Genomic DNA, 13,771 nt, shown 5'->3' on the forward strand with positions numbered 1-13,771 from the left:
GTCGGGAGCGCATCAGCGGGCCTCCGACGGGAAGAAGCGCCGCTGCACGAAGACCATCACCAGGATGATCAGCGCCAGGATGATCGCCGCCGCCGAGGCCATGTTCACCGGCGCGGCCCCGGCCTTGAAGGTGTTGGTGTACACGTAGTACGCCAGCGTCACGATGGTCTGCTGCGGCGCGGCCGAGCCGATCACCGCCACCTGGTCGAACATCTGCATGGTGCCGATCAATCCCACGGTGATCACGTAAAAGGTCACCGGGCGCAGGTTGGGCACCGTCACGTTCGTCAGCTTCTGAAAGGGCGTGGCGCCGTCGATGTCGGCGGCCTCGTACAGCGACCCCGGAATGTTCTGGAGACCCGCCAGGAAAAACAGCATCAGCGTGGGCACGGTCGTGAAGGTGTTCTGGATGATGATCACCAGCAAAGGAATGCTCAGCACCTGCACCCCGCCCAGCGTGATCCACTTGTCGGCGAAATACTGGTAGTCGAAAGGCGGCACCTCGCGCACGCCCGTGACCCCCAGAAACACCAGCGCCGCCGTCACCGCCGCCGCGCCCAGCGCGCTGGTGGCCGCCAGCGCCGGGTCGAACCACCCGGCAGGCTGCCCGGCGCGGCGCTCGAGCAGCACCTGAATGATCTGCGCGACCACCAGCCCGATCAAAAAGGTCAGGATCAGGGGCTGGTAGGTCTGCCACTGGGTCACCAGGTAGTTGGCGACCCCCCGGCGCTGAAAGAGCCACAGGAAGATCAGGGTGATCACCACGCTGCTGGTGATGGACGGCATGTACCACGCCGAACGGAAAAAAGCCATGCCGCGCAGGCGGTTGTTCAGCGCCACCGCCATCAGCAGCGCGAAGACCGTCTGGAGCGTGGTGGTGACCAGCGCGAACACCAGGCTGTTGGCGAGCGCCCGCCGGAACGACGGGTCCGAAAGCACCTGGGCGTAAGGCTGGGCGCCGATCAGCTGCGGATCGTTGAACAGGTTGAAGTCGGTAAAGGAGTAGTAGATCGCCCGCCCGAAGGCGTAAAAGAAAAAGATCGCGCTGCTGATCAGAAAAGGCGCGAGAAACAGCAGGGCGGTCGCGGTGGACTGGCCTCGTCGGAACATGGGGAGCCTCCCTCCCGGGTCAGGGGGCCAGGAATGCGGGGGGGAAGGGGAAGGGGCCGCTCGGGCTTTTCCCCCCCCTCTTGCCCCCGGGTCCCGCCTCTCAGCGGCGCTGGAAGGTGGTCATGTCCGCCTGCGCCTTTTTCAGGGCGTCGGCGGCGCTGCGCTGCCCGCTGAGGACGGCGGCCAGCGCTTCGTTGATGGGCTTGGCCCAGTCCGGCCCCTGCGCGCCGAAGGTAAAGGCCCGGACGTTGCCGTCGTCGGCGCCCTGGAAGACCAGCCGGGCATTTTGCGCGCCCGCCTCGGTCTTCTTGAAGTAGGCGCTGTTTTGCAGCGAGGTGCGGCTGGGAATGGCGAGGCCCTGCTCCAGCACGTACTGCTGCGCCTGCGGGCTGGTGAGCAGGTTGAGCACCTTGACGGCCGCCGCGCGGTTCTTGGTGCCGCTGTTGATGGCCCAGCCCACCGTGTACAGGAAATTGCCGCGCTGCCCGGTCTTGTTGTTCTTGGGCATCAGCGCGGTGCCGAATTTCAGGTTGGGCGCGTTGTCGCGCAGGAAGTTCACGATCCAGCCGCCCTCGAAGACGACCGCGACCTTGCCGCCCTTGAGGCAGTCGCCGCCCCAGCCGGCGGACAGTTCGCTGGGGGTCACGCCCACCTTGTCCTTGGCCAGCCCGGTGTACCAGTTAAAGGCCTCGGCAAAGCGCGGGTCGGCCAGGTTGGTGCGGCCGTTCGCGCCGAACTGCTGCCAGCCGGTCGCGTAGGCAAAGGCCCCGAAGCGGTCGAAGTTGGGCGTCAGGCAGGTGCCGTAGTAGTCGCTCCCCAGTTTCTGCTTGACCTGCCGCAGCTTGGTCGCCAGGCTGGTCCAGGTCTCGTTGTTGGTGGGGTAGGCCACGCCCGCCTCGTCGAACAGGTCGCGGTTGTAGACCATCGTGAGGGTGTTGAAATCCTTGGCGACGGCGTAGGTCCGGCCGCCCCGGGTAAAGGCGCTGTTCAGGGTCTTGATAAAGGGGCTGGTGTTCACCACGCCGTTGAGCGGCAGGATCTTCTTGGTCGCCACGAAGCCGTCGAGCGTCTCGGCCGGGAGGTACATCACGTCCCCGGCGGTGCCGGCCGCGAGCAGCGTGGTCAGCGCCTGGTTGTAGTCGCCCTGAAGCGGGCGGTACACGACCGTCACGCCCTCCTTGCTCATGGTGGGCTTCACGAAGCGGTTGATCAGGTCGTTGACCAGCGTCTGGTCGGTGCCGCCGTACCCGTTGATGGTGAGGGTCTTGGCGGTCTGGGCGGCGGCGCTGGACGCGAGCAGGGTCAGGCCGAGGGTCAGGCACAGGGCGTTTTTCATGGGGTTCCTCCGGGAGGGGGCGCGGCCGGCGGGGAAGCGACGGTCGCGCCGGGGACGAGGTGAACGGGAATGAACTCGCCGCGCGGCGCCTGGCCGAGGCTGGCTTCCTGCATCAGCGTCAGCGCGGTGCGGGCGATGCGGGGGATGTCCTGGGCGACGGTGGTCAGGCGCACAGGCAGCGGCAACTCGGGCAGGCCGTCGAAGCCCACCACCGACACGTCGGCGGGCACCCGCAGGCCCAGGTCCTGCAAGGCGGCGACGGCGCCGGCGGCGCTCTCGTCACTCTGGGCAAAGAGGCCAGTCCAGCGCTGCCCGCCTTCCCAGGCCCGCCGCACGGCGCGGTAGCCGCCCAGCACGGTGAAGTCCGACTCGATGGACGTGACCCGGGCGCCCGCCGCCTGGGCCGCGTGCAGAAAGCCGCGTTCGCGGTCTTGCGCCACCTGGCTGGGACCCCGGCCCAGGTAGGCCAGCTCGCGGTGCCCGGCGGCGAGCAGGTGCCGGGTGGCCAGCCCCGCCCCGCCCTGGTCGTCGGGCGCGACCCAGAAGGCGCCGGGCTGGTGCCCGATCAGCACCGCAGGAACCCCGCGCCCACGCAGCAGCGTCAGCCGCGCGTCGTCCTCATCGGCGTGCATGACCAGCACCGCGCTGGGCAGCCGGGACAGCCGGGTCAGGTCGGCGCGCAGGTTGAGCAGTTGCAGCCCCAGCGCTCCGGTGTGCTCCTCCAGCGCCGCCCGGAACAGCACGTGGTAGGGGCTGAGCAGCGGGTCACCCTGGGCAAAGGACAGCCCCAGCGTGCGGCCGGTGCGCCAGCTGAGCTGCTGCGCGGCGGGGTCGGGCACGTAGTCCAGCCGGGTCATCACCGCCTGAACCCGCTCGCGCGTCTGGGCCGCCACCGCCGCGTGGCCGTTGATCACCCGGCTCACGGTGCCCTTGCTCACCCCCGCCGCCCGCGCGATGTCGTCAATGGTGGGCCGCGCCGAGGCCAGCCGCCCGCCCTGGGGCGAAGCGGCCTTCGAAACTGCGGCTTTCGGGACAACAGGATTCATCGTCGGAAACACCACCCGCCTTTGTAACCGGTTACAGCGCAGCCCGGCGAATGTGGGTGTCGGCAGCCCCGAACCTTCACAGCGCAGTTGTAAGCGGTTACAGCCCCATTGTGAACTTTTCGGCGCGGCTGTCAAGGGGCCTGGGCCAGCCTTGACTCGCGGGTTCAAGGGGCGCCCAGGGCCGGTGTGCCCGGCGCAAGTGATGCGTGCGGAGGAGCGCGGGGCGCGGCAGGGGCCTTGCCGCGCTGGCCTCCCAGGCGCCAGACTCGGGGCACCGTGAACGCTGCCGAGACCCGGGCGCTGCTGAGCGCGCTGAAAACCGCCCTCTCGCGTGGGCAGGGGGCGGCCCTCGCCACGGTGGTCGGCGTGCGGGGCAGCGCCTACCGCCGCGAGGGCACCCGGATGCTGGTGCTGGAGGGCGGCGCGCAGGTCTGCATGCTCTCGGGCGGCTGTCTGGAAGCCGAGGTCGTCGAGGTCGCGCTGGAGGTCCTCCGCTCCGGCCAGCCCGCCCTGGCGCACTACGACCTCTCCGAGGACGCGACCTGGGGCCTGGGCATCGGCTGCGGGGGCAGCGTGGACGTGCGGGTCGAAGCGGTAGACCCCGGCGACCCCGTGACCGCCGGGTGGCTCGCGGCGCTGGAGGGGGGCCGGGCGGCGGCGCTCGCCGTGCCGCTGGTGGGGGAGGGCCGGGTGCTGGTGGGGCCGGACGGGACCGTGACCGGGCGGCTGCCGGACCCCGCGCTGCACGCGTTCGCGGTGCAGGCCGCCCGGGAGCGCCTGGCGCTGCGGGAACCGCGCGCCGCGACCCTCGGCGCTCCTGGCGGCACCCCCGTCTTTGTCGACGTGAACGTGCCCCCGCCGGAACTGGTGCTGTACGGGGCGGGCCACGACGCCCTGCCGCTGGCGGCGCAGGCGCGGGCGCTGGGCTACGCCGTCCACGTGGTCGACCCCCGCCCCGCGTACCTCACGCCGGAGCGCTTTCCGGGCGCGGCGCTGCATCCCCTCGCCCCCGAGGACCTGGCGCACCTCACCCCCGGCGAGCGCGCCCACCTGATCGTGATGAACCACCACCTCGACCGCGACCGGCTGTGTCTGGCCCACGCCCTGCGTTCGGCGGCCGGGTATGTGGGCGTGCTCGGCCCCCGCTCGCGCGCCGAGGACCTGCTGCGGGCGCTGGCGGCGGCGGGAGAGGCCTTCACGCCGGGGCAGCTGGCCCGCCTGCGCTCGCCGGTCGGGTTGCGCCTGGGCGCCGAGGCTCCCGAGGAGGTCGCCCTGAGCATCCTGGCTGAGCTGATGGCCTGGCGCCGGGGCTACGGCGGTGGCTTTCTCAGCGGCCACGCGGGCCGCATCCACGACGCGCCGACCCACGCGGCGGCGCCCCGTCTGCCCGCAGCGCCCTGAGCCGGACGGGGAACAACACCGGGCCGCCCGCACGCCGTAGGCTGGGGCGCATGACTCCGTCTCCGCCGCCCCCTCCCGTGATTCGCCCGCTGTGGGTGGCGCTGGGCTTCGTGCTGACCGGGCTGGGGTTCGTGGGGCTGATCCTGCCGGGGTTGCCGGGCACGGTGTGGTTCGTGCTGGCGGCGGGCGCTTTTGCGCGTGGCAACCCGAAGTGGGAGGCCTGGCTGCTCTCGCGCCCGGTGGTGGGCGGGCTGGTGCGCGACTTCCGCGAGGGCCGGGGGATGCCGCTGCGGGCCAAGTGGCTCGCCTGCACCTGCATCGCGCTGGCGGTGGCCTGGAGCCTCACGCGCATTCCGGTGCTGGCCGGACAGGTCGCCTGGGTGCTGGTGGCGCTGGCGGGTATCCTCTACATCACGCTGTGGATTCCGACACGCCGCCCCTGACCCCTGAGATGCCCATCCCCCAGACGCCCACCCCCGAGCCGCGCAGGCCGCTGCTGCTGGTGTTCCTCGCCCTGGGCCTGGGGGCAGTGGTGACCCGGGTCCGTATCCGCCGCAGCGAGGGGCGCTACCCGCCGCACGGGCGGGTGCTCGACCTCGCCGACGGGCCGACCCACGTCATCGAGGGCGGCACCCCGGGCGCCCCCCCGGCCGTGCTGATTCACGGCAGCGACGGGGTGGCGCTGGACTGGCCGGTCTCGCCGCTGTGGGACGAGCTGGCCCCCGAGGCCCGGTTGATCGCGCCCGACCGCCCCGGCCACGGCCACACGCCCGCGCGCCCCGGCTCGCCCGTCACGGTCGAGGTCAACGTGCGGCGGCTGCGGCAACTGCTCGACGCGCTGGACCTGCCCGGCCCGGTCACGTTGCTGGGGCATTCCTACGGGGCGGCGGTCGCGCTGGCTTTTGCCGCCGCGTATCCGGAGCGGGTCCGGGCGCTGGTGCTGGTGTCGCCCACCGCCTTTCCGGCGCGCGGCCTGACCCGCCCGCTGGCCTACGTGCCATTGATCCCGGTGCTGGAGACGCTGCTCACGCGGGTGCTGCTGCTCCCGCTGGGCCGGATGGTCGCGTGGCTGGAGGGCGGGCGGGCCTTTCACCCCGCGCCTATCCCCCCGGAGTGGCACGCGATGATGCTGGCCTTCTCGCGCCGCCGGGGGCAGGTTCACGCGCTCGCCTGGGAAAACCGCACCCTGGCCCGCGAACTCGCCCGCCTGCTGCCCGCCTATCCGGGGCTGCGGGTGCCCAGCGTGGTCGTGGCAGGCGCCCACGACCGCCTCGCGCCCGCCGGGGCACACGCGCTGCCGCTGGCGCGGACGCTGCCGCGCGCGGCGCTGCGCTGGCTGCCGGACGGCGGCCACCAGCTGCACTGGACCCATCCCGCCGAGGTCGTGCAGGCGGTGCGCGACGCGCAGGAAATGTGCCAGGCCGAGGCGGACCTTCCACTTGCCCCCCGTGCCCGCCGCTAGACTCCGGCCATGTTAGGAGGCGTGCTCGAGCGGCTGGGCGACTACGGCGACCAGGTGCCGCGCTTCACGCCGCCGCGCTGCCTGCTCGAACGCCAGGCGGTCGGCGGCTGCGACGCCTGCCACGCGACCTGCCCCCACGCCGCCATCGAGGTCGGGCCGCTGGGCCAGAGCATCCAGATTGACCCCGCCGCCTGCACCGGCTGCGGCCTGTGCGTGCAGGTGTGCCCCTCTGGAGCGCTGGAGTACGACCTGACCGCGCCCCTCCAGAGCGTGCGCGACGCGGGGCAGGCCACGGCCGAGGGCGCTTCCCTGACCTGCTCGCAAAGTGGCGCGGGCGGCCCGGCCCTGACCTGCCTGGGCCGCGTGACCCCCGCCGTGGTCGCCGCCGCCGGAGCCTGGGGCGTCCCGCTGACCCTGCTGCACGGCGACTGCGCCGCCTGTCCGGTCGGGGCGCCCGACGTGCCCGAGCGGGTCACGCGGGTGGCGCAGGAAGCCCAGCGCCTGCGGGAAGCGACCGGCCAGCCTGCCCGAGTCAACGTCCGGGCTGCCGCCCCAGAAGACCGCGACCGGGCGGTGCGTGTCTCGCGCCGGGGGGCCTTTGCCACGCTGCTGCGCGCCGGACGCCAGCAGGTCGCCCAGGCCCTGCCCGAGCGGCCCCTGCCCTTCGTGGACTGGAGCCAGCCGCAGCAGCGTGTGCCCGAGGAGTGGCGCTGGCGGGCGCGCACCCTGACGCCCACCCCGCCCCCCGACGCGGGCATCCACTGGCCCGCTCCTCTGGTGGACGACACCTGCATCGACTGCCCGGTCTGCTCCAACGTCTGCCCGACCGAGGCGATCACCCGCGACCTCAAGCCCGAGGGCGGCGCCCGGCTGCTGCTCGATCTCTCCGCCTGCACCGGCTGCATGGCCTGCCTGCGCTCCTGCCCGCCTCAGGCCATCCACGCCCAGGACGAGTGGCTGGAGGCCGCCTTCCACCTCCCGATCCTGCTGCGCGACAGCGACTCGGTGATGTAGCCGGAGTGAAAGGGGCCGCCGCGCTTTTGATCGCTCTGCGCGAGGCTGGCGTGCCAGTTCACCCCCTCTGCTCCGCAGCTTTGCGAGTCTCGCGGTACGAGCTGTCTCAATCCCCCTCAAAACGCCTGATGTGCAATGAGAAGTTGGTCGAAGTGGGGTCTCTGCCGTCCAGAACGAGGGCGAGCTTCGCCCGCCACCCCTCTCCCCGACCCTCTGCAAGCAGCTCTGCGAGTCCCCCACAAGGAGGGAGGGAGCAAAGGCGCCACAGCTTGAGCTTCTTCAAAACGGGCACAGTGGACGCCGCACAGGACCGTGCCGGTAGCACTCGCACCGCCTTCCCCACGTCGGCTCGTGCAGCGAGACGGTGGCAGGGACGGGATCGCACCAAGATCCAACATTCCGTTTGAGGATCACGCCACACCAGCGCCGCCTGTGTGTCCTTGCCGAGCGCAGCGCTTCGCTCCCTTTCCCCCTCTGGGGGTAGGGGCTGGGGGTGGGGGAGAACCGAGTCAAGCTGCCCAACCCAAGCCGACTTAAACCGCCCCCCGACCGTGACCCCTCTCCCCACGCCTTTTTCCCCTCCACCTCTACACTGAAAGGCGTGCTCCCCGCCCGCTCCCCCTACGCCCGTCTGGAGGGGTTCTTGCGCGACATCCTGGGCGGCGGCGCGGCCCTGCTCCACGAGGACCCCCCGGCCCCCGCCCGGACCGTGCGCGCGGCGGACCTGGGCTGGTCGGAGGCGGTCACGCGCGGCTTCGGCTTCGCGGAGGTCTTCAGCCACCAGGCGGACACCTACCGGCTGATGCGCGGCGGCCAGCACGTCATCGTGACCACGCCGACGGCGAGCGGCAAGACCGGCGCCTTTTTCCCGGCGGTGTTCGAGCGGCTGGAACGCGATCCCCAGGCCACGGCCCTCTTCGTCTATCCCCTCGTCGCCCTGGGTCAGGACCAGCGCGACAAGCTGGCCGCCTTCCGGGAGCGCGGCGGCTTCGGCTGGGAGATCGGCGCGTTTCAGGGGTCCGCCCAGCCTGGCGACGTGTTCCGGGACGAGGTGCGCATGGTCACGGCGACCCCCGACAAGCTGCACTGGTCGCTGACGCAGCCGAGGGTGCGCGACTTTCTGCGCCGGCTGTCCTTTATCGTGCTGGACGAGGCCCACACCTACCGGGGGGGGTTCGGCAGCGAGGTCGCCGGGATGCTGCGCCGCCTGCTGGAGCTGGTGCGGGCGCTGGGGGCCGCGCCGCAGGTCGTCCTCTCGACCGCCACCATCGGCAACCCCGCCGAGTTCGCCCGCGAGCTGGTCGGCGTGGACGCGGTGGAGGTCAGCGAGTCGGGGGCGGCCCGCCACGGCAAGCGCTATTACCTCGCGGACCACCGGGGACAGCCCCGGCGTTTCTGGGACGCGGTGGTGAGCGCCAGCATCCAGCGGGACCTCAAGGTGCTGGCGTTTTTCCGGGGGCGCTCGCGGGCGGCGCGGCTGTCCTCGACCTACCGGGCGCAGCCGCTCTACGCCCGCCACACCCACCTCTACATGGCCGGAACCTCGGACCGCGAAGGCCGCCTGACCGAGTTCCGCCGGGCGAGAAGTGGGGTGATGTTCGCCACCAACGCGCTGGAGGCCGGGGTGGACATCGGGGATCTGGAGGTCGTCATCATCGACGGCTACCCGGGGTCGCGCATGGCCTTCCGGCAGATGGCGGGCCGCGCCGGGCGGGTGGCGCCGGGGCTGGTGCTGTACCTCCCCGCGCTGAACGAACAGGGCGTGCCGCAACCCGTGGACGCCTTTTATTCCAACGCCGGGAATTTCCGCGAACTGGTCACCGGCCCCATCGAGAAGGCGGTTGTGGAGGCGGAAAATCCTTACCTCTCGCCCCGCCACCGCGCCCGCGCCAACGAGGAGTTCAAGGCGGCGGGCCTTCCGGCCGGGGTGTCGTCCGGCCCCAAGTACTGGAACCTGCGCGGCGAGGGGAGCGCCAAGTTCGCGGTGATCGAGGAGACGGACTGGGCCTTGAAGGGGCCGCGCGCCTTCGATGCCCCGCTGGAGTCGCCCAGCCAGCACTACGCCCTGACCGAAAAGCACGAGGGGGCGGTCTTTACCCTCGACGGTCAGGGCTACAAGGTGACGCGCTGGGAAAAGCACCCGGCGGGCACCGCGATCCTGGTCGAGCGCTTCGACGCCGCCAACCTCTTCACGCGCGGCCTGTACGCGATCGAGGTCAGCCCGCTGAAGATGGGCGAGTGGGTGCGCCGGGGGCCGCTGGCCTACCGCCACGGCGAGGTCGTGATCCGGCGCCGCTACACCGGCTATCAGATGATGCGGCAGGTGTTCGAGCGCGTCTGCACCGGCTGCGACCGCGAACCCGGCCCCACCGAGCGCGTCTGCCGGAGCTGCGGGGGCCGCATTCAGGACCGGATGCAGGACCACAAGCTCTCCGAGCACCTCTACGACGAGGCCCTGGAGCTGCCCCCCTTCCGCACCTCCGCCCTGGAGATCGGCGTGGACGCCCGCGCGACCGAGCAGCCCACGGCGGTGGCGCATACCCTCAAGCACCTCTTGCAAAAGCTCACGCCCGAGCGCGTCGCCTGCGACGAGAACGACCTCGCCGGGGCCTTCCGCGAGGGGCGCGACAACTACTTTTTCCTGTACGACGACTGGCTGGGCGGCCTGGGCGTCTCGCGCCGCGCCTTCGAGAGCCTGGAAAGCCTGCTGCCCCGCGCACTCGACCTCACCGCCAAAACCTGCTGCAAGGAACCGCACGGCTGCTACGAGTGCATCGCCGTGAGCCGCTGCTACGCGCCCTTTCTCGCCAGCGGCGAGCGGCGCCCCACCGACAAGCACGCCACCCGCGCCTTTCTGGAGGCCCTGCTGGGCGTGCAGCCCGCGCCGGGGGCCGAGTCTGGCCTGACCCCCCTGCCCAATCTCCCCGAGCTGCCTCCCGCCTGGCCGCTCCAGGCGCGCGAGTTGCTCGACTTGCACGGCCTCAGCCTGCCCGAGGTCAGCGCCCGCCTGGGCATTCCCAGCCGCGAGCTTCAGCGGGCAGCCGGGGCGACCCCACCCCTGCGGCTGCGGCACACCAAGTTCGGAGAAGGCATCTTCTTGCAGGGGGTCCACCGACCGGGCGGGTATCAGGTCATGGTGCAGTTTCCCGGAGGCGTCAAGCAGGTCTTGCCCCTCAGCCTCACGGTGGTGCGGCCCGGCGAGGAGGGGCGCGCGGCGAACGAGGAAGCGCTGACAAAGGGAGCGCTGGCAGAAGAGGTCGAGGTGCTGGCGCGGCCTTCCGGCTCCTAGTTGACCCTCCGCGCCGGGGCTGGCTATACTCTCTTCCGCTCCTCCCCGGAGGCGGCGCAGGGATATGGTGTAATGGCAGCACAACAGATTTTGGATCTGTTTGTCTAGGTTCGAATCCTAGTATCCCTGCCAAAAAGAGAAGCGCAGGCGCGACGGTTCAGGGTCGCGCCTGCGCTTCTCTTGGGCCGGGTCGGTGAGGCCGGGTCCGGGCGGCCTGCCCCACTCATGAGATCAGATTCCGGGGCAGCTCACATTGCGTCAGGTGGGGTTCACCCAGCGTCAGGTGGCCGGGCCTAGGCTGATTCCAGCAGGGAAGTCACCCGAAAACCGCGTGCTGGAGCGCTTCCAGCCGGGTGACGCTCTCTTCAAGGAGTGCCTATGAAGAAGCCCGTCCTCTTTGCCGTCCTGACCGCTGCTCTTCTGGCCCCGCTTGCCGCGCCCGCCTTTGCTGCGCCCGTGATCAGCACTCAGAGCATTATCGTGAACCCGGTCGAGACCACCCTCTCGGCGCGCGTCTGGGTGGACCGCGACACCAGCGGCACGCGCACCCCGACCTACCGCATCGGCGACCGCATCCGGCTGTTCACCACCGTCAACGAGAACGCCTACGTCTACCTCTTCAATGTGAACCCCGACGGCAGCGTGGACCAGATTCTGCCCAACCGCCTCCAGAGCGGCGGCAACTACGTCCGCAAGGGCGAGGTCCGGGCCTTTCCCTCGTCGGGCGACAACTTCGTCTTTAACGTGGGTGGCCCGGCGGGGCTGAACCGGGTGCTGGTCGTCGCCAGCCGCCGGGCGCTCAACCTCTCGGAACTCAGCACCTTCCGGAGTGGCGACTCCTTTGCCACCGTCAAGCCGCAGGGCAGCCAGCAGCTCGCCCAGGCCCTGAGCATCGTGGTCAACCCGGTCGAGAAGCCGATCCCCCAGCAGGACTGGACCAGCGACACCGTGACCTTCAACGCCGTCTACTGAACTGTGCAGGTGAGGACGTGCATCCCCAGGGGTGCGCGTCTTTTTTGCGTGGGGGCTGCCCCGCGCCGGCCCTCAGCGGGTCAGCACGTAAAACGCCCGCTCGCCCTCGCGGGCCAGGTCGGTCACCCGGTACCCGCGTTCCAGATAGCCGCCCAGCGTCTCCCGCAGCGCGTGGCGCCAGGCCAGCCGGGCCGCGTCCGGCAGCCGCTCGGCCCACAGCGGCAGCTCTGCCAGCATCTTCTCGCCTTCCAGCCCCAGCCGGGGGGCCGAGGGAAAGTCACCCCGCGCCTCCAGCGCCCACTCTCCCTGCGGCGCCGGGGCAGGCCGCTCGGCCACGGGTCGGGTGAGGTCCCACTCGGCCATCAGGCGGTCGGCTGGAAAGGCGGTCGCCCGGTCGTCGCCCAGCGCGTACCAGCCCGGGTGGTAGCTCACGGCGTGGGCGCCCAGTTTGCCCAGGTTGAGCCGGGCGTTGCGCGCGATCAGCGGATCGAAGGTCCAGGTCATGCGGGTCAGGCCCTGGGCGAGCACCCGCTCCCGTTGCGCGAGCTTCAGCGCCACGGCGGCACCCGAACCGCGCCACTCGGGCACCACAGCGAGCAGGTGCGAGTGGTGCCACACCTCCCCGCCCCGCAGCGCCGGAAAGCCGTAGGCCAGCCCCAGGGGAAGGGCGGAGGGCGCGGGGTCCTGCGCCGGATAGGCCGCCAGCACCACCGCGCCGGTCTGCGCCCCGATGCGGAACATGGTCGCGGGCAGCACCTCGCGGTCCGGGTAGCCCCAGGCGCGCACCTGCACGTCCTCCAGGGGGCGCATCGCCCAGGGGTCGGTCACGTCGCGGATCACGAAGGTCCGGCGGCCCTGCCCCGCGCTCAAGCCCGGTGCTCCTCGTGCAGCTCGGAGACGCCCGCCAGGAACTGGCGGTTGAGCGTCACGCCGATCCCTGGCCCTCCGGGGACCGGCATCAGCCCGTCAAAGGCTTCCAGCGGTTCGTTTACCACGTCCGTGTGCCAGTAGCGGCTGGCGCTGCTGGTGTCGCCGGGCAGGGTGAAGCCCGGCAGCGTCGAGAGGTGAATGTTGTGCGCCCGGCCCACGCCGCTTTCGAGCATGCCGCCGCACCACACCGGAGCGCCGAAGGCCCGCGCCACGTCATGCACCCGCCGCGCCTCGGCGTGCCCGCCCACCCGCGCCACCTTGAGGTTGATGACCCGTCCCGCCCCCAGCCCCAGCCCTTTGCGGGCGTCTGCCGCGCTCGCCACGCTCTCGTCCAGGCACAGCGGCGTCTGCAACCGGCGCTGCAACTCGGCGTGGTCCACCAGGTCGTCCCAGGCCAGTGGCTGCTCGATGTAGGTGAGGTCATAGGCACCCAGCGCGGCCAGCCGCCCGGTGTCGGCCAGCGTGTAGGCGCTGTTGGCATCCACCGTCAGGCGAATGTCGGGAAAGGCCTCGCGGACAGCCCGCACCGGCTGCACGTCCCAGCCGGGTTTGATCTTCAGCTTGATCCGGCGGTACCCCTGCTCGACGTGTCGCCGCACGATCTCGACCGTCGCGGCCTCGTCCGGCTGAATGCCCAGGCTCACGCCGACCTCGACTTCCGCCTTGTCGCCGCCCAGCAGGGTCCCCAGCGGCACACCCAGCGTGCGCGCCCACAGGTCCCAGGCCGCCATCTCGACCATTGCGCGCGCCATGCGGTTGCCCCGGAACGGCCCCAGCGCCCCTTCCAGCGCCTCGGGGTTGGCGAAGCTGCGGCCCAGCAGGCGCGGCAGGAAAACCTCGCGCAGCAGGTGCAGCGCGCCCGCCACCGTCTCCTCGCGGTACATCGGCGCGGCTTCCATCGTGCCCTCCGAGATGCCCTGCACGCCGCCGCCGTGCAGCACCAGCAGGGGAATCAACTTCTCGGTCTGGACCCCGAAGCTCGTCTCGAACCTGAACTTCAGCGGCAAACGCACCAGCATCACCTCGGCGGCCTCGATCCTCAACATGCCCCAGTATGCGGCCTGGACGTACTTTTTAGGGTTCAGCAGGGCCTGTGGGTGGCAGGGGTTGACATCTTGGCGGGGGGCCTGTATCTTTTCTGAGCCTCAAGCGAGGCGGGCAGCATGACAGGCGAAGAAGTGCGAGAGCAGGCCCTCCTGACAGGGAGGGGT

Annotated in this window: 11 protein-coding genes and 1 tRNA gene; 7 read left to right on the forward strand and 5 right to left on the reverse strand. The window is 71.2% G+C overall.

Features of this window, described 5'->3' with window-relative positions:
- Positions 1-12 precede the first annotated feature (12 nt).
- The 3 genes from HNQ09_RS17270 to HNQ09_RS17280 form a co-directional block, all read right to left on the reverse strand.
- Positions 13-1,110 (reverse strand): carbohydrate ABC transporter permease, encoded by a 1,098-nt coding sequence (locus HNQ09_RS17270; protein WP_184031676.1) that lies wholly within the window; start codon positions 1,108-1,110, stop codon positions 13-15.
- A gap of 100 nt (positions 1,111-1,210) precedes the next feature.
- Complete coding sequence (locus HNQ09_RS17275; RefSeq protein ID WP_184031678.1) at positions 1,211-2,446, reverse strand: extracellular solute-binding protein; 1,236 nt, start codon at positions 2,444-2,446, stop codon at positions 1,211-1,213.
- Positions 2,443-3,492, reverse strand: coding sequence for a LacI family DNA-binding transcriptional regulator (locus tag HNQ09_RS17280; protein ID WP_184031679.1), 1,050 nt, complete (start codon positions 3,490-3,492; stop codon positions 2,443-2,445). Before HNQ09_RS17280 ends, HNQ09_RS17275 begins: the two co-directional genes overlap by 4 nt.
- A gap of 276 nt (positions 3,493-3,768) precedes the next feature.
- Here HNQ09_RS17280 and HNQ09_RS17285 point away from each other — a divergent pair, with 276 nt between their 5' ends.
- The 7 genes from HNQ09_RS17285 to HNQ09_RS17315 all read left to right on the forward strand — a co-directional run bounded on the left by HNQ09_RS17285 (position 3,769) and on the right by HNQ09_RS17315 (position 11,630).
- Positions 3,769-4,893 (forward strand): XdhC family protein, encoded by a 1,125-nt coding sequence (locus HNQ09_RS17285; protein WP_184031680.1) that lies wholly within the window; start codon positions 3,769-3,771, stop codon positions 4,891-4,893.
- Between the two features lie 50 nt (positions 4,894-4,943).
- Entirely contained in the window at positions 4,944-5,336 is a 393-nt protein-coding gene (locus HNQ09_RS17290; protein WP_184031681.1) for a YbaN family protein, read from the forward strand.
- Positions 5,312-6,355 (forward strand): alpha/beta fold hydrolase, encoded by a 1,044-nt coding sequence (locus HNQ09_RS17295; RefSeq protein ID WP_343057926.1) that lies wholly within the window; start codon positions 5,312-5,314, stop codon positions 6,353-6,355. Before HNQ09_RS17290 ends, HNQ09_RS17295 begins: the two co-directional genes overlap by 25 nt.
- 9 nt (positions 6,356-6,364) lie before the next feature.
- On the forward strand, positions 6,365-7,369 hold the full coding sequence (locus tag HNQ09_RS17300) for a 4Fe-4S dicluster domain-containing protein (RefSeq protein WP_184031682.1): 1,005 nt from the start codon (positions 6,365-6,367) through the stop codon (positions 7,367-7,369).
- A gap of 601 nt (positions 7,370-7,970) precedes the next feature.
- The gene (locus HNQ09_RS17305; protein WP_184031683.1) at positions 7,971-10,658 is read left to right on the forward strand and encodes a DEAD/DEAH box helicase; all 2,688 of its coding nucleotides are present in this window, start codon (positions 7,971-7,973) and stop codon (positions 10,656-10,658) included.
- Between the two features lie 58 nt (positions 10,659-10,716).
- Positions 10,717-10,790 (forward strand) — tRNA-Gln (locus HNQ09_RS17310).
- A gap of 246 nt (positions 10,791-11,036) precedes the next feature.
- Entirely contained in the window at positions 11,037-11,630 is a 594-nt protein-coding gene (locus HNQ09_RS17315) for a DUF4384 domain-containing protein (RefSeq protein ID WP_184031685.1), read from the forward strand.
- A gap of 72 nt (positions 11,631-11,702) precedes the next feature.
- On the opposite strand, the gene HNQ09_RS17320 is transcribed toward HNQ09_RS17315, so the two are convergent.
- Both HNQ09_RS17320 and menC read right to left on the reverse strand, forming a co-directional pair.
- A complete protein-coding gene (locus HNQ09_RS17320; protein ID WP_184031694.1) occupies positions 11,703-12,440 on the reverse strand; it encodes an acyl-CoA acyltransferase in 738 nt (245 codons plus the stop codon).
- Positions 12,441-12,496: 56 nt separating this feature from the next.
- Positions 12,497-13,606, reverse strand: coding sequence for an o-succinylbenzoate synthase (gene menC / locus HNQ09_RS17325; RefSeq protein WP_184031686.1), 1,110 nt, complete (start codon positions 13,604-13,606; stop codon positions 12,497-12,499).
- Positions 13,607-13,771 lie beyond the last annotated feature (165 nt).

The sequence above is a fragment of the Deinococcus budaensis genome, from assembly GCF_014201885.1.
Lineage (GTDB): Bacteria > Deinococcota > Deinococci > Deinococcales > Deinococcaceae > Deinococcus > Deinococcus budaensis.